The organism is Ottowia pentelensis (genome assembly GCF_964341695.1).
In genome coordinates this window covers 75,274-96,206 of sequence record NZ_OZ224513.1, presented here as the reverse complement: position 1 = coordinate 96,206, position 20,933 = coordinate 75,274, and the positions used below count along the sequence as shown (strand labels likewise).

At 67.5% G+C, this 20,933-nt stretch carries 19 protein-coding genes; 8 read left to right on the top strand and 11 right to left on the bottom strand.

Annotation, left to right across the window (positions count from 1 at the left end; translation table 11 throughout):
- Positions 1–53 precede the first annotated feature (53 nt).
- The 4 genes from ACWHMB_RS00445 to ACWHMB_RS00430 all read right to left on the bottom strand — a co-directional run bounded on the left by ACWHMB_RS00445 (position 54) and on the right by ACWHMB_RS00430 (position 2,492).
- Positions 54–383 (bottom strand): DUF2007 domain-containing protein, encoded by a 330-nt coding sequence (locus ACWHMB_RS00445; RefSeq protein ID WP_293226347.1) that lies wholly within the window; start codon positions 381–383, stop codon positions 54–56.
- A gap of 82 nt (positions 384–465) precedes the next feature.
- Positions 466–636 (bottom strand): hypothetical protein, encoded by a 171-nt coding sequence (locus ACWHMB_RS00440; RefSeq protein ID WP_377484403.1) that lies wholly within the window; start codon positions 634–636, stop codon positions 466–468.
- Positions 637–661: 25 nt separating this feature from the next.
- Positions 662–1,930 (bottom strand): MFS transporter, encoded by a 1,269-nt coding sequence (locus tag ACWHMB_RS00435; RefSeq protein WP_377484405.1) that lies wholly within the window; start codon positions 1,928–1,930, stop codon positions 662–664.
- A 91-nt stretch (positions 1,931–2,021) separates the two neighbouring features.
- On the bottom strand, positions 2,022–2,492 hold the full coding sequence (locus tag ACWHMB_RS00430; RefSeq protein WP_377484408.1) for an FKBP-type peptidyl-prolyl cis-trans isomerase: 471 nt from the start codon (positions 2,490–2,492) through the stop codon (positions 2,022–2,024).
- Between the two features lie 145 nt (positions 2,493–2,637).
- Here ACWHMB_RS00430 and ACWHMB_RS00425 point away from each other — a divergent pair, with 145 nt between their 5' ends.
- The gene (locus tag ACWHMB_RS00425) at positions 2,638–3,735 is read left to right on the top strand and encodes an alpha/beta hydrolase family protein (RefSeq protein ID WP_377484411.1); all 1,098 of its coding nucleotides are present in this window, start codon (positions 2,638–2,640) and stop codon (positions 3,733–3,735) included.
- Between the two features lie 176 nt (positions 3,736–3,911).
- On the opposite strand, the gene ACWHMB_RS00420 is transcribed toward ACWHMB_RS00425, so the two are convergent.
- The 5 genes from ACWHMB_RS00420 to dnaA all read right to left on the bottom strand — a co-directional run bounded on the left by ACWHMB_RS00420 (position 3,912) and on the right by dnaA (position 11,902).
- Complete coding sequence (locus tag ACWHMB_RS00420) at positions 3,912–5,003, bottom strand: hypothetical protein (protein WP_377484414.1); 1,092 nt, start codon at positions 5,001–5,003, stop codon at positions 3,912–3,914.
- 24 nt (positions 5,004–5,027) lie between these two features.
- Positions 5,028–6,506, bottom strand: coding sequence for a hypothetical protein (locus tag ACWHMB_RS00415; RefSeq protein WP_377484417.1), 1,479 nt, complete (start codon positions 6,504–6,506; stop codon positions 5,028–5,030).
- 76 nt (positions 6,507–6,582) lie between these two features.
- Positions 6,583–9,156, bottom strand: a complete 2,574-nt coding sequence (gyrB, locus tag ACWHMB_RS00410) for a DNA topoisomerase (ATP-hydrolyzing) subunit B (protein ID WP_377484420.1) — start codon at positions 9,154–9,156, stop codon at positions 6,583–6,585.
- A gap of 84 nt (positions 9,157–9,240) precedes the next feature.
- A complete protein-coding gene (gene dnaN / locus ACWHMB_RS00405; protein WP_377484423.1) occupies positions 9,241–10,371 on the bottom strand; it encodes a DNA polymerase III subunit beta in 1,131 nt (376 codons plus the stop codon).
- 124 nt (positions 10,372–10,495) lie between these two features.
- On the bottom strand, positions 10,496–11,902 hold the full coding sequence (gene dnaA, locus ACWHMB_RS00400) for a chromosomal replication initiator protein DnaA (RefSeq protein ID WP_377484425.1): 1,407 nt from the start codon (positions 11,900–11,902) through the stop codon (positions 10,496–10,498).
- Positions 11,903–12,227: 325 nt separating this feature from the next.
- On the opposite strand from dnaA, the gene rpmH reads away from it, so the two are divergent.
- The 5 genes from rpmH to ACWHMB_RS00375 all read left to right on the top strand — a co-directional run bounded on the left by rpmH (position 12,228) and on the right by ACWHMB_RS00375 (position 16,465).
- Positions 12,228–12,362, top strand: a complete 135-nt coding sequence (rpmH, locus tag ACWHMB_RS00395; protein WP_005798102.1) for a 50S ribosomal protein L34 — start codon at positions 12,228–12,230, stop codon at positions 12,360–12,362.
- Positions 12,363–12,380: 18 nt separating this feature from the next.
- A complete protein-coding gene (locus ACWHMB_RS00390) occupies positions 12,381–12,809 on the top strand; it encodes a ribonuclease P protein component (RefSeq protein ID WP_377516435.1) in 429 nt (142 codons plus the stop codon).
- 5 nt (positions 12,810–12,814) lie between these two features.
- On the top strand, positions 12,815–13,099 hold the full coding sequence (yidD, locus tag ACWHMB_RS00385; protein WP_377484576.1) for a membrane protein insertion efficiency factor YidD: 285 nt from the start codon (positions 12,815–12,817) through the stop codon (positions 13,097–13,099).
- Positions 13,096–14,793, top strand: coding sequence for a membrane protein insertase YidC (gene yidC / locus ACWHMB_RS00380; RefSeq protein WP_377484433.1), 1,698 nt, complete (start codon positions 13,096–13,098; stop codon positions 14,791–14,793). Before yidD ends, yidC begins: the two co-directional genes overlap by 4 nt.
- Before the next feature lie 94 nt (positions 14,794–14,887).
- A complete protein-coding gene (locus ACWHMB_RS00375) occupies positions 14,888–16,465 on the top strand; it encodes an ABC transporter substrate-binding protein (protein ID WP_377484436.1) in 1,578 nt (525 codons plus the stop codon).
- A gap of 75 nt (positions 16,466–16,540) precedes the next feature.
- Here ACWHMB_RS00375 and ACWHMB_RS00370 read toward each other — a convergent pair whose 3' ends face one another.
- Positions 16,541–17,788, bottom strand: a complete 1,248-nt coding sequence (locus tag ACWHMB_RS00370; protein ID WP_377484439.1) for a metal-dependent hydrolase family protein — start codon at positions 17,786–17,788, stop codon at positions 16,541–16,543.
- Between the two features lie 39 nt (positions 17,789–17,827).
- Here ACWHMB_RS00370 and mnmE point away from each other — a divergent pair, with 39 nt between their 5' ends.
- A complete protein-coding gene (gene mnmE / locus ACWHMB_RS00365) occupies positions 17,828–19,237 on the top strand; it encodes a tRNA uridine-5-carboxymethylaminomethyl(34) synthesis GTPase MnmE (protein ID WP_377484441.1) in 1,410 nt (469 codons plus the stop codon).
- A gap of 95 nt (positions 19,238–19,332) precedes the next feature.
- Positions 19,333–19,779 carry a hemerythrin domain-containing protein gene (locus ACWHMB_RS00360; protein WP_377484444.1) on the top strand — a complete coding sequence of 149 codons (447 nt, stop codon included), beginning with the start codon at positions 19,333–19,335 and terminating at the stop codon, positions 19,777–19,779.
- Positions 19,780–19,803: 24 nt separating this feature from the next.
- Here the strand turns inward: ACWHMB_RS00360 and ACWHMB_RS00355 are convergent, their stop codons facing one another.
- The gene (locus tag ACWHMB_RS00355; protein WP_377484446.1) at positions 19,804–20,916 is read right to left on the bottom strand and encodes a zinc-binding dehydrogenase; all 1,113 of its coding nucleotides are present in this window, start codon (positions 20,914–20,916) and stop codon (positions 19,804–19,806) included.
- Positions 20,917–20,933 lie beyond the last annotated feature (17 nt).

Sequence of the window (20,933 nt, the reverse complement as noted above, 5' to 3'; positions counted from 1 at the left end):
GCACAGACGCCCCACGCGCCCGACCCGAAGACCGGTGCGGGTGCGGCGCTGATTCACCGCGGGGCGGGTGCGGCGGCGTCGCGCGGCATCCACGCGCCGCAGTTCCAGCACTGCTCGAAGCCGCCCTCCACCCATTCGCCGCAGTGCGCGCAGTGCCAGCGCCGCTGCGGCAGCTGCGCCAGGTCATCCAGCAGCTGGCGCGCGGCGGTTTCATGCTCGGCGTGGCGCAACCAGATTTCGGGCTGGCATTGGTCGGGCGGCAACTGGCCGGCGATGCTGCTGAGGTAGCGCCGCTCCACCGTCGCCGCATAACCGGCCTCGCACAGCAGGTCGGCCCAGACCTGGGCGATGGCGAGGTTGGGCGCTTGCGTCAGGCGAAACATGCGTGCGCCGGGCTATTCGTGTCAAATCGGGCGGCAGCCGGCATCCGTCAAGCGCAAACAGCTATTAAATATATAGTATCGACTACTTGCCGGTGTGGCTGACGCCGGCATCCACCGTGCCGTACACCGTCACGCCCGATTGCGCGGCATCGACGTCGGGGTTGCGCGGCAGGTTGGTGCAGCCGGCCAGCAGGGCGAACGCGCTGGCCAGCAGGGCGCCGGCCAGGGGGAGGGGCAACAGGGTCTTGCTCATGCGGCCAGTATGCCCCCGATGCGCATCATCGGTGCGTGTCCGATTGCGACGGCGCGCGCGGCAGCCACCCAAACAGGGCCGCCCCCGCCAGCAGCAGCGCCGACATCGACAGCAGCGCGGCGCTGAAGGGCTCCAGCCCCAGCGCCGGCGCCCAGCCGGCCACCCAGCCGCTGACCGACTGCATCAGCGCCACGCCCAGGAACATCGCCATCGTCAGCAGCGACAGCGCGCGCCCGCGCACCGCCGGCGCGTAGCTTTCGTGCACGTAGCCGTACTGCAGCACGGCGAAGCCCGACAGCAGCCCGTACAGCACCGGCAGCACCACGTCCACCCAGGCGATTTGCACCAGACCCAGCGTGGCCACCAGAGCGGCCGCCACCAGTGCCATGGTCAGCAGCCAGCGCTGGCGCCCGCGCCCGCCGGGGGTCAGGCGGCCGAACAGCGCCGGGCTGCCGATGCTGGCCAGCGTCATCGCCAGTGCGACGTTGCCGCTGGCCACCAGCGAAAGCCCCGCGCGCTCGACCAGCAGCGGCCCCAGCCACAGGCCGCGGATGGTGATGAAGCTGGCATACGCCACCATGCCGTAGGCCACCATGCCCAGGGTGTGCGGCAGCTTGAACAGGCCCAGCAGGCCGCGCAGCGCGTCCATCGGCGAGGCGCGCGGCGGTGTGGCGCCGGGCGCCGATGCCGGTTCGTGCACGCGCCAGGCGATCAGCAGCCAGGCCACCAGGGCCGCGCTCGCCAGCGCGCCAAAGCCCCAGCGCCACGAGCTGCGCTCGATCAGCCAGGCCAGCGGCGTGGCCGTCAGCAGCATGCCCAGGTAGCCGATGCTCATCACCGTGCCCGACACGGCGGTGAAGCGCTCGGGCGCGAAGTGCCGGCTGGTGAACACGGTGCAGACCAGAAAGGCGGGCGAGCAGCCGGCGCCGATCAGCAACTGCCCCGCCATCAGCATGGAGTAGCTGCTGGCGTTGGCCGACAGCGCCGCGCCGGCCACGGTGAGCGGAAACGCCAGCAGGATGGTGCGGCGCACGCCCCACACGTCCAGCGAGATGCCCATGGCCACCTGCATCACGCCGAAGGCCAGGTGGTAGGCGGCCGACCAGTTGCCCAGCTCGCTGGCGCTCAAGGCCAGCTCGCGCATCAGCGGCGGCCCCATGATGGCCGCCAGCGAGCGGAACGCCTGGCTCAGCACGAAGGCGCAGGCCAGCGCCAGCAGCATGGCCCAGGCCTGGCGCACGGGCAGCGCCGGCGCAGGCTGGGCCGCGGCGGCGACGTCCGGGCGGGAGGGCATGAGGGAGCGGGTCTCGGCCTGATCTCAGTGCAAGATCAGCCCAATGCCGGCGTCGATAGAGCGCAAACAGCTATCAAAATATGAGTGCCGATCAGTGATGATGCCCATGCGCCCCATGCACGTGGCGGTGCGTGATCTCCTCCTGGGTGGCCGCGCGCACCGCCTTGACGGTGGCGACAAAGCGCAGGTCGTGCCCGGCCAGCGGGTGGTTGCCGTCCAGGTGCACCACCGGCCCCTTGATCTTGACCACGTTGTAGTGCACCGGCCCATTCGGCCCGGCGCCCTGCAGCTGTCCGCCCACCTTCACCCCGGGCGGAAATTCGCTCTTGGGGATGGTGCGCACCAGCGCCTCGTCGCGCTCGCCAAAGGCATCCCGGGCGGCCAGCTCCAGGTTGATCGACTGCCCTACCTCCAGCCAGGCCAGCGCCGCCTCGACCTTGGGAAACAGGTTGTCGTAGCCGCCGTGCAGATAGGCGGTGGTGCCGGCGTCCAGTGGCTTGCCGGTGCGGGCGTCGGTGATCTTGTAGGCCAGGGTGACGGCGCTGTCTGGGGTGATGGGCATGGGTGGTCGGGGGCCGTTGAAATGGGTGTGGGGGGGGCCGGCAGTCCTCGGCGCGCGGCGAACCTCCGACTCTAACGTCTTGCGCCGCCAGGGTGCCAAGCGCCCGGGGTTTGTCGAGTCGGTGGCTTCGGACCACAATCGGGCCATGCGACCTGCTCGATCACCCCGGCCTGGCGCCGTCACACGCGTGCAGGTGTGCTGCCGCCTGGCGCTGGTGGCGCTGACCGGCGCCTCGGCCCCATCGGCATGGGCCGCTACGCCATACCCCGCCGGCATGACGCAGGTGGAGTACGTTGACGCGGCCAGCGGCCAGCGCACCCTGAGCTACATGCTGATCTATCCGGCCGCTCCGGCGGATGGGGCGGAGCCTTTCAGGATGCCGATGACCGAGGGCTTGCGGCTGTATCTGGACGCGCCGGCCGTGCCCGATGGCCCACGCCATCCGCTGGTGGTGCTGTCGCACGGCGCGGGCGGCAATGGCTCCAACTACGCGTGGCTGGGCCAATACCTGGCGGCCCGGGGCTACATCGTGGCCCTGGTGCACCACTACCGCGCCAACACCTACGACCGCAGCGCGCTGTATGTGCGCAACCGGCTGTGGCAGCGCCCGCGCGATATCAGCCTGGACATTTCCCATCTGCTGCAGGACCCGGTCTGGGGACCGCGCATCGACCCCGGCCGCATCGGCGCGGCCGGGCATTCGCAAGGGGGTTTTGCCGCGCTGTGGCTGGGCGGCGCCCAGGTTGACCCCGAGGCCTTCATGCGCTATCAGCGCGGCTGGAAGAACAACCCCCTGGTGCCTGCGCACATCCGCGCGCGCATGCAGGTTGACGCGGCGCCCACGCAGCATCTGCGCGACGAGCGGGTAAAGGCGGTGTTCGCCATGGCGCCCGGCATGATCCAGGCCTTTGGCATGGATGCGAACGGACTGCGCCAGACGCGGGTGCCGGTCCATCTGGTCGTCGGTGCGGGCGACCAGACCACGCCCGCCGACGAAAACGCCGCGTTTGCGGCCCGGCACATCCCGCAGGCGCGGCTGCAGCTGTTGCCCGGCACCGTGGGCCACGAGATCTTCACCAACGAATGCGATGCGGACGGGCGCGCCAATTTCCCCGAATCCTGTGTCGATGCGCCGGGCGTGGACCGCGCCGCCCTGCACCAAGCGATCGGCCAGGCGGCGCTGGCGTTTTTTGACCGGACGCTGGATGTGCAGCGCGCCGCGGCAGGGCAAGAAATGCGCTGAGCGGGCGTTGATGCCGAAGGGAGTTCAAGTCGTTGGAGGCCGTTCGTTCGCACTGCGCTGGTCGAAGTGCCTGAGCCGGGCGGCACACTCCGCAGGCGCGGCCCGGCCCTCGTTGCGCCGAGCGGCCTTCGGCGTTCGCGCTGGTCGAGAAGGCGCGCTGGGCGCGCGGCCTCAGCTCAGGGCGTGACCAGCCCCTGCATCCGCACCACCTCGAAGTCCGCGCCCTTCACGGCGCCCAGCTCGCGCAGCAGCGCGTCGTTGTTCCAGCGCGCGTCGGGCGCGCCGCTGATGTACCAGCTGGAGCCGTTGTCGGCGACGAACATGCCGTAGGTCTTGAGCGCCTGCAGGATGGCGCGCGATTCGGTGCTGGTGCCTGGCGGGATCGCGTAGGTCGCCTTCAGCCGCACCCGCATGCCCATCGGCGGCAGGCTGGCGCTGGTGTCGCTGGACGCCCAGTGCGTGGCCGGCGGCACATAGGCCCGGCGCGTGCGGCTGACGGTAAAGCGCAGGGCGTGGGCAATCACCCCGCTCGCCGCCTCGTCGTAGCGCGCCAACCCAGGGAAAATCGGCAGCCCGGCCGCGTCGGCGCTGGTCCAGCCCGGCTGGCCGCCCGGGCGCACGGTGTTGCTGTCCAGGTGAAACACCGCCCCGCCGCTGGCCAGCCAATTGCCGTCGGCCTGCGGGTAGGCGTTGCCCATTTCGTACAGCCGGTTGGCGTCGCGGTCGATCACCAGCACGTGCCGGTCGCCGCCAAAGGCGGCGCCGTCGGCGCGCTGGCCCTCGATCGGCGCATTGGGTGGCACCGGGTAGGGGCCGGGGTCGCTCTCGTCGCCGTAGTCGGTAAAGCTGATCCTGACCTTGGGCTGGCCCGCGCCCACCACCACGTAGGGAATGCCGATCGGCGCGCCCTCCCACAAGCCCGCGCCAAAGTCCGGGTGCAAGCCGCGCGTGAGGCCGATGCTGGCGATCAGCGCTTCCGAATTGGGATCGACCGGCGCCGTGGAAATGTCCGTGTTCCAGGCGTTGTCGGCCGGGAACGGAACCGCCCCGTTCAGGCTGGCGCCCGGGCCCAGCGACGCCGCTTGCAGGTTGCCGTAAGTTGCGCCGGCGGTTGGGGGCGTGGTTGGTGGTGGTGTCGTTGGTGGGGTGGGCGAGCTTGGTTCGTCAGAGCCGCCACCGCATCCTGACACGCAGAGCAGGGCGGCGGTGAGCAGCAGGGCACCCTGGCGACACCAGCTGCGCAGTTGCCTGATTGCGTGCAAGTCCATTTCTTTGTAATTGAAAAGTTTGGCTCACTTCGCAGTGCGGCTGTCTGAATCGCGAGCCCTCCCAAACGGAAGAGCGTCAATGAATTTTTTCATTAACGGACCAGCGATTGGGTGCTCTGCTGCGTCAGGAGCCTTCTGTTTGGAGGGATTACTTTGAACTTCAAAGAAGACTGCTGTCGTGATCTCTTCCTCATAGTTGGGAGCTTGCTTCTTGAAGCCTTCCACGGAACGAGCTAGGGCAGCTTTATGTGCATATTCGCGCTCGAGATGAAAAAATTCTGAGAATGCCTTCGAAAAGAACTGTGTGAGCCATGTTGCCGGAAATAGCAAACATATCTTTCCAAGGAGACTTATCCAGGCGTCTGCTTTTCCGTTCGAATTCTGCAATTCAGTAGCAGCTATTGGTGATAACAACCAAGTAGTGAAGAGACCAGGAAGAACGTGCGAAACAAGCGGTATGGCAGACGCCGCCAGAAGAACGATGGATAAAAAGAAACCAACGCCAGCACCGAACATGCGACGTCCGTAGAGTTTTCGCGTCGTCTCTAGACTTTCTCCAAGGCCCGCTGTTGTTGAGCCTTTAATCATCGATTCCGACTTCTTGATGAGACGATCAATCTCTTCTTCACGTCCTTGGTTTTCTTGCAGCGCCGCGTTCGTGTCCAGCTCGAATTTTTCGTGCAACGCGACACGTTTATCCAACGACTTCTGGAAAGCATCAAAGGCTGCGTCGAAATCTTGGACTTGTGTCTGGAGACTTGCAGCGGCCTTCGCGGTTTCACGAATGACAGCGAGTTTCGCTTCAGTCTCTACTTGGGCTGCGTGTGACGCGTCAGCCGCCGCTATCGAGTTATCGGCCGCCGCTTTTGCTTCTTCTGCACCGGAAGATGCCCTTTCTGCAGCTTCATCCGCCTTGACTCGGAGAGCCTCTACAGTGTCGTGAAGTTTTGCTATTTCACTGCATGTCTTACCGGCCAAGTCGGACAACTTCTCGAGTTGCCGACCATACTGCTGATACAGTGAGAGCCCTTTTACTTTGCCGAACTTCAAACCTATCGACACTATGTCGAACAGAGCCGACATGTTGTTGCTGATTTGTTCTAGCTGAGTACCTGCATTAACAGTGACGACGTGGCTATCATTTATGAATCCTTGCAGGTTATCGAGGTTGTTGTTTGTATCTTTGAATTTCGCATCCGGATTGGAGTTCAACTCGGTGAGGATCTGCTCCACACTCGTCCGAGCGGCGTTGAGCTGCTGTTTAGCACTATTAACTTTTGGCAAAAACATCACTTGCCCGGCGGTGTCCACCGAGCCGAGAGTTGCAACCAGTTCAAGTGTCGAAATTACGCGAAGGCTTAGTTCTTGAAACGTCGCCCCGCACAGTCGTGCATATGGTGTCGAGTCAGGTAGTTCGGAAGTCGACCAGCGCTGAACGAGTGCAAACCAGCGATGCGAGAGCTCTTGCGCTTCAACGACCAATGGTTCAATTTGCGAATGCATGAATGGATTTTCCAACGCTCGATTGTCTGTGGTGTCATGTCAGGCGAGCTGCACACGAACCAGCCTCCGAAACCGATCACACATCAATATTCCCCGCCCTCAGCGCATTCGTCTCGATGAACGCCCGCCGCGGCTCCACGTCGTCGCCCATCAGGGTGGTGAAGACCTGGTCGGCGGCGATGGCGTCTTCGATCTGCACGCGCAGCAGGCGCCGCACGGCCGGGTCCATGGTGGTTTCCCACAGCTGCTCGGGGTTCATCTCGCCCAGGCCCTTGTAGCGCTGGCGGCTGGTGGTGCGCTCGGCCTCGCCGATCAGCCATTGCATGGCTTCGCGGAACGTGCCCACGGCCTGCTCGCGCTGGCGCTCGCCTTCACCGCGCGTGACCTTGGCCCCTTCGCCCAGCAGGTGCTGGAAGGTCTGTGCGGCGGCCACCAGGGCGGCGTAGTCGCCGCCATGCACGAAGTCCTGCGGGATGACGCTGCTCTTGATGTTGCCGTGGTGATGGCGGCTGATGCGCAACACGGTGCGCTCGGTGCGCGGGTCTTGCACGGCGGCCACTTCGGGCGCGCCGCCGTTGGCCTGCTGCTCGTGCAGGTGCGACTGCAGCTCACGCGCGCTGGCGGCGGCGGCCTCGGGCGTGTCCAGGTCGATGACCACGCCGCTGGCGATGGCGCGCAGGGCCTCTTCGTCCATGAAGGCTGAAAGCCGCGCGATCACGCCTTCGGCCACCTGATGCTTGCGCGCCAGCTCGGCCAGTGCCTCGTCGGCGATGGGTGCAGCGCCTGCGCCAGGGTGCACCACGGCGTCCTTCAGCGCCACGCGCAGCAAGAAGGCATCCAGCGCGGCGTCGTCCTTCAGGTACAGCTCTTCCTTGCCGGATTTGACCTTGTACAGCGGCGGCTGCGCGATGTAGATGTGGCCGCGCTCGACCAGCTCGGACATCTGGCGATAGAAAAAGGTGAGCAGAAGGGTGCGGATGTGCGCGCCGTCCACGTCGGCGTCGGTCATGATGATGATGCGGTGGTAGCGCAGCTTGTCGATGGCGAAGTCGTCGCTGGCGCTCTTGCCGTTGCCGTCCTCGGCGGCCTTGCCGATGCCGGTGCCCAGGGCAGTGATCAGGGTCACGATCTCGTTGCTGGACAGCAGTTTTTCGTAGCGCGCGCGCTCCACGTTCAGGATCTTGCCGCGCAGCGGCAGGATGGCCTGGAACTTGCGGTCGCGCCCCTGCTTGGCGCTGCCGCCGGCCGAGTCACCCTCGACGATGTAGATCTCGCACTGGGCCGGGTCTTTCTCCTGGCAGTCGGCCAGCTTGCCGGGCAGGCCAAAGCCGTCCAGCACGCCCTTGCGCCGCGTCATCTCGCGCGCCTTGCGGGCGGCCTCGCGGGCGCGCGCGGCCTCGACGATCTTGCCGCAGATGATCTTGGCGTCATTGGGGCGCTCTTCCAGGTAGTCGGTCAGCGCCTTGGCCACGATGTCTTCCACCGGCGCGCGCACTTCGCTGCTGACCAGCTTGTCCTTGGTCTGGCTGCTGAACTTGGGCTCCGGCACCTTCACCGACAGCACGCACACCAGGCCCTCGCGCAGGTCGTCGCCCGTGACGTCGACCTTGGCCTTCTTGGCCAGCTCGTTTTGCTCGATGTACTTGGTGATCACGCGCGTCATGGCCGCGCGCAGGCCGGTCAGGTGGGTGCCGCCGTCGCGCTGCGGGATGTTGTTGGTGAAGCAGAGGACCTGCTCGTTGTAGCCGTCGTTCCACTGCATGGCGACCTCGACGCCGATCTCGGTGCCGGGGATGCCGCCATAACTTTCGGCCGGGCGCGAGCCGGTGGCGTAGAACGGGTTGGGGTGCAGCACCTTCTTGCTGCCGTTGATGAAGGTGACGAAACCCTGCACGCCGCCGGCGCCCGAGAAGTCGTCTTCCTTGCCGGTGCGCTCGTCCACCAGGCGGATGCGCACGCCGTTGTTCAAGAACGAAAGCTCGCGCAGGCGCTTGGCCAAGATCTCGTAGTGAAAGTCGTTGTTTTCCTTGAAGATCTCGGTGTCGGGCAGAAAGCGCACCTCGGTGCCGCGCTGGTCGGTGTCGCCCGTCACGCGCATGGGCGACACCTCGACGCCGTCCACGGTCTCGACCAGGCGGTTCTGCACGAAGCCGCGGCTGAACTCGATCTCGTGCTTCTTGCCCTCGCGGCGCACGATCAGGTGCAGGCGGCTGGACAGCGCGTTGACGCAGGACACGCCCACGCCGTGCAGGCCGCCCGAGACCTTGTAGCTGTTCTGGTTGAACTTGCCGCCGGCGTGCAGCTCGGTCAGCGCGATTTCGGCGGCCGAGCGCTTGGGCTCGTTCTTGTCGTCCATCTTCACGCCGGTCGGGATGCCGCGGCCGTTGTCGACCACGCTCAAGGATCCGTCGGCGTGGATGGTGACCACGATGTCGTCGCAGTAGCCGGCCAGCGCCTCGTCGATCGAGTTGTCGACCACCTCGAACACCAGGTGGTGCAGGCCGGTGCCGTCGCTGGTGTCGCCGATGTACATGCCCGGGCGCTTGCGCACCGCCTCCAGCCCTTCCAGGATCTGGATGGCGCCCTCGCCATAGCCGCCGCTGGCGCCGGCGGATGACGGGGAATCGGGGGTGGGGTTGGCATCGGTCATGGCATTCTTTCCATCAATTGAAGCTCAAAACCCGCCAACGCGGGCGGGTTTGTTGCGCAAGCAGCTCTTAAAAAGTGAGCATGCTCAGATGCGCATCGGCATCACCACGTACTTGAAGTGGTCGTTGCCGGGCAGGGTGATCAGCGCCGAGCTGTTGCCGTCGGCCAGCTCGATGCGGATCATCTCCTCGGTGTTCATGTTGGCCAGCGCGTCGATCAGGTAGGTGACGTTGAAGCCGATCTCGATCGAGTCGCCGCCGTAGTCGATGTCCAGCTCGTCCACGGCCTCTTCCTGCTCGGCGTTGTTGGACGCGATCTGCAGCGTGCCGGGATCGAAGGACAGGCGCACGCCCTTGAACTTCTCGCTGGTCAGGATGGCGGTGCGCTGCAGGCTGGCCAGCAGCGGCGCGCGCCCCAGGGTGACCTGGTTGCGGTGGTTCTTGGGGATGACGCGGTTGTAGTCGGGGAACTTGCCCTCGACCAGCTTGGTGACGAACTCCATGCTGCCGAAGCTGAACTTGGCCTGGTTGGCGGCAAACTGCATCTCGATCATGGGCGCGGCCTGGCCCTCGGGGGCGCTGGCGTCCGACAGCAGGCGCTGCAGCTCGATCACGGTCTTGCGCGGCAGGATCACCTCCTGCTTGGGCACCTCGGTGTCCAGCTGGCTGCTTGCAAACGCCAGCCGGTGGCCGTCGGTGGCGACCAGGGACAGCGTCTTGCCCTCGGCCACGAACAGGATGCCGTTCAGGTAGTAGCGGATGTCGTGCACCGCCATGGCGAAGGCCACCTGGCCCAGCAGCGTCTTGAGCGTCTTTTGCGGCACGCTGAAGGCGGGACCGAAGCCGGGCGCCTCCTGCACCAGTGGAAAGTCCTCGGCCGGCAGGCTGGCCAGGGTGAACTTGCTCTTGCCGCCCTTGAGGATCAGCTTGGCCTGCTGCGCTTCCAGGCTGACCGTCTGGTCGGCCGGCATGGTGCGCAGGATGTCGATCAGCTTGCGCGCGCCGACGGTGGTGGCCAGGCTGCCGCTGTCGCCGCCCAGCTCGGCCTGGGTGCGGATCTGGATCTCCAGGTCGCTGGTGGTCAGCTGCACGGTGGAGCCGTTCTTGCGCAGCAGCACGTTGGCCAGCACGGGCAGCGTGTGGCGCCGCTCCACGATGCCTGAAACCGACTGAAGGGCCGCCAGCAGGGTGTCTTGGGTGGTCTTCAGAACGATCATGTCTTCCTCTGGGTTGTGGGCACGGTCGAAACCCGGCGCCGCGCACGGGAGCGCCATGGGTGGCAAACCCCATATTGTCGCTGCTTTTGCCAGCGGTTTCGGCGGCGTCGGGGCATGGTGGCGGTCAGCCTTTCAGGGTCTGCTCCAGCACGTGCAGCTGCTGGTTGAGCTCGGTCAACTGCTGGCGCTCGCCGGCGATCTTGCGCACGGCGTGCAGCACGGTGGTGTGGTCGCGCCCGCCGAACAGCTCGCCGATCTCGGGCAGGCTTTTTTGCGTCAGCTCCTTGGCCAGGTACATGGCGATCTGGCGCGGGCGGGCAATGCTGGCCGGACGCTTCTTGCTGTACATGTCGGCGACCTTGATCTTGTAGTAGTCGGCCACCGTTTTCTGGATGCTCTCGACGCTGATCTGGCGGTTCTGGATGGACAGCAGGTCGCGCAGCGCCTCGCGCGCCAGCTGGATGGAGATTTCGCGCTGGTTGAAGCGCGAGTACGCCAGGATCTTGCGCAGCGCGCCCTCCAGCTCGCGCACGTTGGAGCGCACGTTCTTGGCGACGAAGAAGGCCACCTCCTCGGGCATCTGCGCGCCTTCGCCGCCGGCCTTGTTGATCAGGATGGCCACGCGCATTTCGAGCTCGGGCGGCTCGATGGCCACCGTCAGGCCAGCGTCGAAGCGCGACACCAGGCGCTCGTGGATGTCCGTGAGGCCCTTGGGGTAGGTGTCGCTGGTCATCACGATGTGGCTCTTCTTGGCCAGCAGCGCCTCGAAGGCGTTGAAGAATTCTTCTTGCGTGCGGTCCTTGTTGGCGAAGAACTGCACGTCGTCGATCAGCAGCAGGTCCAGCGAGTGATAGCGCTGCTTGAACTCGTCGAAAGTCTTGCGCTGGTAGCTTTTGACCACATCCGAGACAAATTGCTCGGCGTGGATGTAGAGAACCTTGGCGTCGGGGTGGTCGGCCAGCAGCCGGTTGCCCACGGCGTGCATCAGGTGCGTCTTGCCCAGGCCCACGCCGCCGTAGATGAACAGGGGGTTGTACAGCCGCCCGGGCGCGCCGGCCACGTGCAGCGCCGCCGCCCGCGCCATGCGATTGGCCGAGCCTTCGACCAGCACGTCGAAGGTCAGCGCGCTGTTCAGCCGGCTGCGGTGCGCGCCCTCGGCGGCTTCGCGCGCGGGGGCGCCGGCGGGCTCGCCGGGCGGGGTGCTGGCGGGCTCGGGACTGGCGCCATTGGACGCCCCGTTGGGCATCGACGAAGGTTTGCTGGCGCTGGCTGCGCGCGGAGCAAGCGCCAACTCCAGTTGCACCGGGTGGCCGGCCAGCTGCTCCAGCGTGGCGACGATGCGGGCGGCATATTGCGCCCGGATCCAGTCCATCTTGAAGCGGTTGGCCACCAGCAGGGTCAGGCGCGAGCTGTCGGGCGCCGCTTGGGCCGACAGCGGCTTGATCCAGGTGTTGAACTGCTGCTCGGGCAATTCCTGCGCCAGCACGTCCAGGCAGCCCGGCCACAGGGTTTGACTTGAATCGGAAATCACGAAAATGTGTTGTATTGTTTCTAAGGCGCGCGTGTCCGAATTGTGGACAACTGGCCGCTCCCGTGCCCGTCCATTGTAGGGAGCCGGCCACTTGTCCACAAGGGCGAATGGCGGTCGAGCCCGGTCTTTGTGCACCCGGCCGCCGCCGCCTCGCGCGCAAGGCATTGGCCGCATTGCAAATTTTTGCGATAATCGGCGGTTTTCCTCGACGGGCGGGCTTTGGGCCAGCGGGCAGTGCCTGCGCCGCCTGCCGCGTGCGGGGCGTTCGGCGGCGGTTGGGCCGGGCCCGACGCACGCCACATCCAGATTCCTCAAGGGGCGATCCATGAAACGTACTTATCAGCCTTCCAAGACGCGCCGTGCGCGCACGCACGGTTTTCTGGTGCGCATGAAGACGCGCGGCGGCCGCGCGGTGATCAACGCGCGCCGCGCCAAGGGACGCAAGCGCCTGGCGGTCTGAGCCTGGCTGCCCACGCCTGTGGCTGCCGGGCTTGCCGCATCGCCCCCTGAGGGCGCGCCGGCCCGCGTGCAGCGGCTGCGCACGCGTGCGCAGTTTCAGGCGCTTCTGGCGCATCGCCCCGTGGCCCGCACGGCCCATTTCGCCCTGCATCGCCTGGCCTTGCCAGCCGAGCGCGCGCCCGAGGCCGCGTTGTTCGGCCCCGCGCCCGCCAGCTGGCTGGGCGCCATGGTGCCCAAGCGCTGGGCGCGCCGAGCGGTCACGCGCAATGCCATTCGCCGCCAGGTCTATGCCCTGGGCGGCGCGCAGCCGTGGCCACGGCCGGCGGCGCGCCTGGTGCGCCTGCACACGGCGTTTGCGCCGGCGCAGTTCGCCAGTGCCAGTTCGCCCGCGCTGCGCCGTGCCGTGCGCGCCGAGCTGCGCGAGCTGATGAAGCGGGAGCCGGCATGATGCGGATGCAGTGGTTGCTGATCGGGCTGGTCAAGGGCTATCGGCTGCTGCTCTCGCCCTGGCTGGGCTCGGCCTGCCGCTTCGAGCCCACCTGCTCGCGCTATGCGCTGCAGGCGCTGGAGCAGCATGGCGCCGCCATGGGCAGCTACTTGACGCTGCGCCGGCTGGCGCGCTGCCACCCCTGGTGCGCGGGCGGCTGCGATCCGGTGCCGGCCGAGCGCCCCCGTCTTTTCACCGGCCTGCCGGGCGTGCGCTGCAAGCCGCCGGGCGAGCATTCCGAGTCAACATGAACGACATCCGCCGCACCATTCTCTGGGTGATCTTTGCCTTTTCGCTGGTCATGTTGTGGGACCAGTGGCAGGTGCACAACGGCCACAAGGCCACGTTCTTCCCCAGTGCCTCGTCGGTGGCGGCCAAGCCGGGCGCGAGCGCGTCGGCTGTGCCGCCGGCCGCTGCCGCCAGCACGCCGGCGGCGGTGCCTGCCGGCACCGCCGTGACCGCTGCCGCCGGCCAGCCGCCGGTGCCCGAAGGCGCCGCGGTGGCGCACGAGCGCATCACCGTCCGCACCGACGTGCTCCAGCTCACCTTCGACACCGAAGGCGGCTCTGTGATTGAAAGCGAGCTGCTGAAGTACCCCGACGACGCGCAAACCGACCGCCATGTGCTGCTGTTCGACAGCCAGGGCAACGAGGTGTATCAGGCGCAGTCGGGCCTGATCGGCGGCGCCTTTCCCAACCACAAGACGCCGATGAGCTTCAGCGGCGACAAGGCGCTGGCCGACGGCGCGCAGCAGCTGGTGCTGAGCTTCACCTCGCCGGTGGTGGGCGGCGTCAAGCTGGTGCGCACCTACACCCTCACGCGCGGCTCCTACGTCATCGGCGTGCGCAACGAGGTCATCAACGAGGGCAGCCAGCCGGTGCACCCGCAGCTGTACGTGCAGCTGGTGCGCCACGGCGCCGAGCCCGGCAGCAAGACGCCGTTTTATTCCACCTTCACCGGCCCGGCCTTCTATACCGAGGCCAAGAAGTACCAGAAGGTCAGCTTCAGCGACATCGAGAAGGGCAAGGCCGAGTTCGTCAAGCAGGCGCCCGATGGCTACGTGGCCATGGTGCAGCACTATTTCGCCAGCGCCTGGATGTTCGCGCCCGACACGCCGCACGACAACTTCGCGCGCCAGATCGGCCCCAACCTGTACGCCGCCGGCATGATCGCGCCGCTGGCCGAAATCGCCCCCGGCGCGCACCAGACCGTGGACACGCGCCTGTTCGTCGGCCCGCAGGTCGAGACCATGCTGGAATCGGTCACGCCGGGGCTGGAGCTGGTCAAGGACTACGGCTGGGTCACCATCGCCGCCAAGCCGCTGTACTGGCTGCTCGACCAGATCCACAAGGTGCTGGGCAACTGGGGCTGGTCGATCGTGGCGCTGGTGCTGCTGCTGAAGATCGCCTTCTACTGGCTCAACGCCAAGGCCTACGGCAGCATGGCCAAGATGAAGGCGCTCAACCCCAAGATCACCGCCCTGCGCGAGCGCCTGAAGGACAAGCCGCAGCAGATGCAGATGGAGATGATGCGCATCTACCGCGAGGAAAAGGTCAACCCGCTGGGCGGCTGCCTGCCGATGGTGGTGCAGATTCCGGTGTTCATCGCGCTGTACTGGGTGCTGCTGTCCTCGGTGGAGATGCGCGGCGCGCCCTGGATCGGCTGGGTGCACGACCTGTCGGCCAAGGACCCGTACTACATCCTGCCGGTGGTGATGACCCTGACCACGCTGCTGCAGACGGCGCTGAACCCGGCGCCGCCCGACCCCATGCAGGCCAAGATGATGTGGATCATGCCGCTGGTGTTCAGCGTGATGTTCTTCATGTTCCCGGCCGGCCTGGTGCTGTACTACGTCACCAACAACCTGCTGTCCATTGCCCAGCAGTGGATCATCAACAAGCGCATGGGCGTGCCGCCGCAGTTCAACCTGCCCAAGTTCTCCTGATCGGGACAAACCCCGAGCCTCGCCAGGCCGCCTGCGGGCGGCCTTTGTGTACCATGCTTCGCTCCATCCAAACCCCTTTTTGTGCGAGGAGCGCATGCACCCCATCACCAAGCTCAGCCTGATCGCCGCGGCCACCCTGGCCCTGCTGCAACCCGTGGGCGCCGCCACGCTGCGCATCGGCGGCGCCAACGACATCCTCACCTTCGACCCGCACGGGCAGAACCACCAGACCACGCTGGCCTACCAGCAGATGGTGTACGAGACCCTGGTGCGCTACAACGAGAAGTTCGAGGTCGAGCCCGGCCTGGCCACGAAGTGGACCTTCGTCACGCCCACGCAGCTGCGCTTCGAACTGCGCCAGGGCGTCAAATTCCACGACGGCGCGCCCTTCACCGCCGACGACGTGGTGTTTTCCATCACCCGCGCCATGACGCCGCCCTCCAACATGGGCGCCTACGTGCAAAGCGTGAAGGAGGCCAAGAAGGTCGACGAGCACACGGTCGATTTGATCCTCAAGGGCCCCAGCCCGGTGGTGCTGCGCGAGCTCACGGGCTCCTACATCATGAACAAGGCCTGGGCCGAGAAGAACAACAGCGTGAAGGCCCAGGACTACAAGGCCAAGGACGAGAACTACGCCTCGCGCAATGCCAACGGCACCGGCCCCTTCATCCTGGTCGGCTGGCAGCCCGACACCAAGCTCACGCTGAAGAAAAACGACGCCTGGTGGGACAAGCCCAAGGGCAACATCGACGAGGTGGTGTTCACGCCCATCAAGTCGGCCGCCACGCGCTCGGCCGCGCTCATCTCGGGCCAGGTCGACCTGGTGCAGGACCCGCCGGTGCAGGACATCGAGCGCATGCGCCGCGACCCCAACCTGAAGGTGCTCGACGGGCTGGAAAACCGCACCATCTTCCTCGGCTTCGACCAGTTCCGCGACGAGCTGCCGGGCGTCAAGGGCAAGAACCCGCTGAAGGACAAGCGCGTGCGCCAGGCGCTCTACCAGGCGGTGGACATCGCCGCCATCGAGCGCAACGTGATGCGCGGCCTGGGCAAGCCCACCGGCACCATGATCGCGCCCATGGTCAACGGCTGGACGCAGCAGCTGGCCACGCGCGCCTCCAAGTTCGACGTCGAGGCGGCCAAGAAGCTGCTGGCCGACGCCGGCTACCCGGACGGCTTCGAGCTGACGCTGGACTGCCCCAACGACCGCTACGTCAACGACGAGGCGATCTGCCAGGCGGTGACCGCGATGTGGACCAAGGCCGGCATCAAGACCAAGCTGCAGACCAACCCGATGTCGATCCACTCGGCCAAGATCCAGCGCTTTGAAGTCAGCGCCTACATGCTGGGCTGGGGCGTGGCCACCTTCGACGCGCTGTACACGCTGGACTCGCTGATCCACACGGTGGACCCGAAGGGCGGCACCTCGGGCAACTTCAACAACGGGCGCATGAGCAACCCCAAGGTCGACGCGCTGATCGACGGCATCAAGGTCGAGATGGACGCCAAGAAGCGCGACGGCATGATCCACGAGGCGCTGCAGATCGTGAAGGACGACTACAACTACCTGCCGCTGCACGACCAGGTGCGCCCCTGGGCCATGCGCAAGAACGTGAACACCATCCACCGCGCGGACGACCGCCCGATGCCGATCTGGACGACTATCAAATAACTAGCTGTTCGCGCTTGCATGGCGGGCGTTACAGCCCGATTTGTCTTGAAACCCCGGCCCGCGTGCCGGGGTTTTTCATGACCGCAGCGCGTTGAAGCGCAGCTGCCCGCCCTGCATCACCAGCGCGATGCGCTCGCCCTGGCCGGCCAGGCAGCGCAGGTCTTGCAGCGGGTTGCCGTTCACCAGCAGCAGGTCGGCGCGCGCGCCCGGTGTCACCTCGCCGATCTTGCCCTGCTGCCCCAGCAGCTCGGCGCCGACCAGGGTGGCGCTCTGCAGTATCTCCAGCGGGGTCTGCACCTGCGCGCGAATCAAGAGCTCCTCGCTTTGCAGCGCGTGCGAGGCGCCCAGCAGGTCGGTGCCGAAGGCCAGCTTCACGCCCGCGGCCTTGAAGATTTCGAGCGAACGCAGGCCGGCCGCGCGGACGCGCGCGATCTTGGCCACGCTCTCGGGCCCCAGGCCCAGCCGTGCGCCGTCGCGCGCCAGGGCTTCGTAGGTGATGAGGGTGGGCACGGCAAACGTGCCGCGTTCGGCCATCAGCGCGGCCGTGGGGGCGTCGATCAGGTTGCCATGCTCGATGCTGCGCACGCCGCATTGCACCGCGCGGCGGATTGCCGCGGGCGTGTAGGCGTGCGCCAGCACGCCCGTGTGGCGCGCCGCCGCCTCATCCACGATGGCGCGGGTTTCCTCCAGCGAATAGCCCAGCGCGTCAATCGGGTCGGTGGGCGAGGCCACGCCGCCCGAGGACATGATCTTGATCTGGTCGGCCCCCATCTGCAGCAGCTCGCGTACCGCGCCGCGCACGGCATCCACGCCGTCGACCACGCGCGTGCTGGCGAGGCGCTGGCAGCCGCAGCCCACCGGTTGCAGGCGGTCCGAGCGCGCGCGAAAGTCGCCATGCCCGCCGGTGGGGCTGAGCGCCGGGCCGCTGACGAACAGGCGCGGGCCGATCACCGTGCCGTCCATGCCGTCCTCGACCGCCTGCTTGAGCGCCCAGTCGGCGCCGCCGCAGTCGCGCACGGTGGTGAAGCCGCGCCGCAGCATGCCGCGCAGGATGGGCAGCGCGCGATACGCCAGCGTGGTGTTGGGCGTGCCGGCCAGCAGGCCCAGGTGGGTGTGCGAGAAGGTGACGTGCACGTGGCAGTCGATCAGCCCCGGCATCAGCGTGCGGCCGCCGCCGTCGATCACACGGGCGCCGGGGCGGGTGATGGGCGTGTCGCTGACTTCGCGGATCGTATCGCCCTCGACCAGCACCTCGTGCGCTTCCAGCAGCGCGCCTTGGCGCACGTCCAGCACATGCACGTTCTTGAACAGGGTCGGGCTCATGGCGGCGTGGGGCAAGCGGCAGTCGCGGACAATCATGCCATGCATGCCGCGCCCGACCCCATCGTCGCCATCGCCACCGCGCCCGGCCGCGGCGCGGTGGGCATCGTGCGCGTGTCCGGGCGCGGCCTGCTGCCGCTGGCGCGCGCGCTCACCGGGCGCACGCCGGCGCCGCGCCACGCCAGCTATGGCGCGTTCATGGACGCCGACGGCAGCCCGATCGACCACGGCCTGGCGCTGTACTTTCCGGCCCCGCAGTCCTACACCGGCGACGACGTGCTGGAGCTGCAGGCGCACGGCGGCCCCGTCGTCTTGCAGCTGCTGCTGGCGCGCTGCCTGCAGGCGGCCACACAAATCGAACCCGCCAGCGGCCAGGCGCTGCTGCCGCGCCTGCGCCTGGCGCGGCCGGGCGAGTTCACCGAACGCGCGTTCTTGAACGACAAACTCGACCTGGCGCAGGCCGAGGCGGTGATGGATTTGATCGACGCCAGCACCGAGCAGGCGGCGCGCTCGGCCAGCCGCTCGCTGGCGGGCGACTTTTCGCGCGAGATCGAGCGGCTCACCGACGGCCTGATCCAGCTGCGCATGCTGATCGAGGCCACGCTGGACTTTCCTGAAGAAGAAATCGACGTCCTGTCGGCGCACGACGTGCGCGGACAGCTATTGAAATTGCAGCAAACCCTGCGTGACGTGCAGGCGCGGGCACGCCAGGGCGCGCTGCTGCGCGAGGGCATCCAGGTGGTCATTGCCGGCCAGCCCAATGCGGGCAAGAGCAGCCTGCTCAACGCCCTGGCCGGCGCCGAGCTGGCCATCGTCACCCCCATTGCCGGCACCACGCGCGACGTGGTGCGCCAGACCATCCAGATCGAGGGCGTTCCCCTGCACGTGCTGGACACCGCCGGCCTGCGCGCGGCCGGCGACGCGGTGGAGCAGATCGGCATCGAGCGCGCCTGGCAGCACATCGAGCAGGCCGACGCCGTGCTGTGGCTGCACGACCTGACGCGCCAGCATGACGCCGACTACGCCGCCGGCGAGCAGCACATTGCCGAGGGCCTGGCCACGCGCAGCGCCGCTGGCGTGCCGCTGCTGCACCTGTGGAACAAGCACGACGCGGCGCCGGACGCGGCCGTGCCCGAGGGCGGCATCGCCCTGTCGGCGCGCACCGGCGAGGGCCTGGACGCGCTGCGCCAGCGCCTGCTGCAGCTGGTGGGCTGGCAGGGCGGCGCGGGCGAAGGCCTGTTCATCGCGCGCGAACGCCACCTGCAGGCGCTGGCGCGCGCCGCTGCGCATTTGGAAGCAGCCGGCGATCATCTGGCGGGCGCTGCGCCCATGCTGGACCTGTTGGCCGAAGAACTGCGTCTGGCGCAGAACGCGCTGGGCGAGATCACCGGCCAGTTCAGCGCCGACGACCTGCTGGGCGTCATCTTCGCGCGCTTTTGCATCGGCAAGTAGGCCGGCGCCGGGCTGGTATCCGCGCCGGTATCCGCGCCGGCAACGGGACTTTTCGGCTTGCGCTACGGTGCCTGCATCATCTTTGGAGCGATGTCATGGATTCCACCCACCCCAGCCAATGGCTCGAAGCGCAGCACCGCCGGATCGACGACGGCCTGAAGGCCGCGCTGCGCGGCAGCGCCAGCGATGCCGTGCTGGCCGACGCCCTGCGCCTGCTGCAGGAGCACATCCATCTGGAAGAGGCGGTGCTGTTCCCGCCGCTGGAGCGCGCGGGCCTGAGCATGCCGATTTTCGTCATGCAGCGCGAGCACGGGCAGATGTGGCCGCTGATCGAGACCCTGCTGGCTTCTGGCGCGGCGGCCGCGCACGAGCCGGGCCGCGAACTGTTCCAGATGCTGCAGATCCACAACCCGAAGGAGGAGCAGATCCTCTACCGCGCCGCCGACCAGCTGCCGCAACAGACCGAGGATGGCGCGCTGCTGCGCGCCCTGCAGGACGCGCGCATGCCCGCCGGCTGGGCCTGCGCGATGGCGCCGCGCTGAGGCCCTGCCCGGCTCAGGCTGCGGTCACAGGCTGTCGTCGAACACGATCACGCCGCGCGCATTGCGCCCGGCCTGCAGGTCGGCAAAGGCCTGCGGCGCCTCGGCGATCGGGTAGGTGCGGGTGATGAGCTCGTCCAGCTTGAGCTTGCCGGCCTTGTACAGGCCCAGGATGCGCGGCGCGTCGACGCGCGGGCGGGCCGAGCCGAAGTAGCTGCCGCCGATGCTTTTCTCGTCGAAGGTGAGGCTGGCGGTGCGCAGCGTGGTGGTGTCCTTGGGCCGCGCCACGCCGACCACCACCGCCTGCCCGCCCTTGCGCAGCACGCCGTAGGCGGTGGCGGCCAGCTCGCCCGAGCCCACGCATTCGAAGGCGTAGTCGGCGCCGCCGCCGGTCAGCTTGCGCAGGGTCTTGACGATGGCCTCGTCGCCCTTGGAGTTGACGGTGTGCGTGGCGCCCAGGGTCTTGGCCAGGCCGAGCTTGAAGTCGTCGATGTCGACCGCCACGACCATGCGCGCGCCGGCCACCGCCGCGCCCTGGATGGCCGACAGGCCGACGCCGCCGGCGCCGAACACCACCACCACCGAGCCCGGCGCCACGCGCGCGGTGTTGGTGGCGGCGCAAAAGCCCGTCATCACGCCGCAGCCGACCAGCGCGGCCGAGCGCAGCGGCGCGTCGCCGGCGATCTTGATCAGGCTGCGGGTGTCCAGCGTGGCGTACTCGGCCATCACGCCGCAGCCCGAGAACACGCTGAGCGGCTGGCCCTGGGCGTCGGTGGTGCGCAGCGCGCCGCTGGGCAGGGTGGTCAGGGTGCGCGCGCCCAGTTCGCACAGCGCCGGCCGGCCGATCGTGCAGTAGTGGCACGTGCCGCACATGGTGACGAAGGAGGACAGCACGTGGTCGCCGACGGCGAAGTCGCTCACGCCGGGCCCTACCTCGACCACCACGCCGGCGCCTTCGTGGCCCAGGATCAGCGGCGGGGCGAAGGCGATGGTGCCGTTGGTGGCCGACAGGTCGCTGTGGCACACGCCGCAGGCCGCCAGCTTGATCATCACCTCGCCGGCCTGCGGCGGCGCGACCTCGATGGTCTCGACCACGACCGGCTGGTTCAGTTCGCGGCAAATCACGGCTTGGGCTTTCATGGGGGTGAATCTCCTGA

Coding starts and splice junctions, on each gene's coding strand:
- ACWHMB_RS00445 (WP_293226347.1), bottom strand. CDS start 383: ATGTTTCGCCTGACGCAAGCGCCCAACCTCGCCATCGCCCAGGTCTGG.
- ACWHMB_RS00440 (WP_377484403.1), bottom strand. CDS start 636: ATGAGCAAGACCCTGTTGCCCCTCCCCCTGGCCGGCGCCCTGCTGGCC.
- ACWHMB_RS00435 (WP_377484405.1), bottom strand. CDS start 1,930: ATGCCCTCCCGCCCGGACGTCGCCGCCGCGGCCCAGCCTGCGCCGGCG.
- ACWHMB_RS00430 (WP_377484408.1), bottom strand. CDS start 2,492: ATGCCCATCACCCCAGACAGCGCCGTCACCCTGGCCTACAAGATCACC.
- ACWHMB_RS00425 (WP_377484411.1), top strand. CDS start 2,638: ATGCGACCTGCTCGATCACCCCGGCCTGGCGCCGTCACACGCGTGCAG.
- ACWHMB_RS00420 (WP_377484414.1), bottom strand. CDS start 5,003: ATGGACTTGCACGCAATCAGGCAACTGCGCAGCTGGTGTCGCCAGGGT.
- ACWHMB_RS00415 (WP_377484417.1), bottom strand. CDS start 6,506: ATGCATTCGCAAATTGAACCATTGGTCGTTGAAGCGCAAGAGCTCTCG.
- gyrB (WP_377484420.1), bottom strand. CDS start 9,156: ATGACCGATGCCAACCCCACCCCCGATTCCCCGTCATCCGCCGGCGCC.
- dnaN (WP_377484423.1), bottom strand. CDS start 10,371: ATGATCGTTCTGAAGACCACCCAAGACACCCTGCTGGCGGCCCTTCAG.
- rpmH (WP_005798102.1), top strand. CDS start 12,228: ATGAAACGTACTTATCAGCCTTCCAAGACGCGCCGTGCGCGCACGCAC.
- yidD (WP_377484576.1), top strand. CDS start 12,815: ATGCAGTGGTTGCTGATCGGGCTGGTCAAGGGCTATCGGCTGCTGCTC.
- yidC (WP_377484433.1), top strand. CDS start 13,096: ATGAACGACATCCGCCGCACCATTCTCTGGGTGATCTTTGCCTTTTCG.
- ACWHMB_RS00375 (WP_377484436.1), top strand. CDS start 14,888: ATGCACCCCATCACCAAGCTCAGCCTGATCGCCGCGGCCACCCTGGCC.
- ACWHMB_RS00370 (WP_377484439.1), bottom strand. CDS start 17,788: ATGAGCCCGACCCTGTTCAAGAACGTGCATGTGCTGGACGTGCGCCAA.
- mnmE (WP_377484441.1), top strand. CDS start 17,828: ATGCATGCCGCGCCCGACCCCATCGTCGCCATCGCCACCGCGCCCGGC.
- ACWHMB_RS00360 (WP_377484444.1), top strand. CDS start 19,333: ATGGATTCCACCCACCCCAGCCAATGGCTCGAAGCGCAGCACCGCCGG.
- ACWHMB_RS00355 (WP_377484446.1), bottom strand. CDS start 20,916: ATGAAAGCCCAAGCCGTGATTTGCCGCGAACTGAACCAGCCGGTCGTG.